A 427-nucleotide genomic window follows, 5' to 3' on the forward strand; every position below is an offset into this window, starting at 1 on the left:
GCGAAAGATGGCGATCTGATTTTCTTTGGTGCCGACAAAGCCAAGGTCGTCAACGATGCGATCGGCGCACTGCGCGTGAAAATCGGTCACAGTGAATTCGGTAAATCCAATGGCTTGTTCGACGACGTCTGGAAGCCATTGTGGGTGATCGACTTCCCTATGTTTGAGCATGATGAAGAAAACGACCGCTGGGCCGCTGTGCATCATCCTTTCACTGCACCGAAAGATGGTCACGAAGATTTGATGGAAACTGATCCGGGCAAATGTATCGCTAAAGCCTATGACATGGTTCTGAACGGTTGGGAACTGGGTGGCGGTTCTGTGCGTATTCACCGTGCTGACGTACAAAGCAAGGTATTCCGCGCGCTGAAGATCAGTGATGACGATGCAAAATTGAAATTCGGCTTCCTGCTGGACGCACTGCAAT

General features: G+C 50.6%; 1 protein-coding gene. It reads left to right on the forward strand.

Annotated features, from left to right (window positions below; all coding sequences use genetic code 11):
• Positions 1-427, forward strand: a 427-nt coding sequence (locus tag KDM89_RS19910) for an amino acid--tRNA ligase-related protein (protein ID WP_329604706.1), incomplete at both ends; no start/stop codon positions are given.

The organism is Cognatundibacterium luofuense (genome assembly GCF_018139685.1).
In the GTDB taxonomy this organism is placed as follows: domain Bacteria; phylum Pseudomonadota; class Gammaproteobacteria; order Burkholderiales; family Burkholderiaceae_D; genus Undibacterium; species Undibacterium luofuense.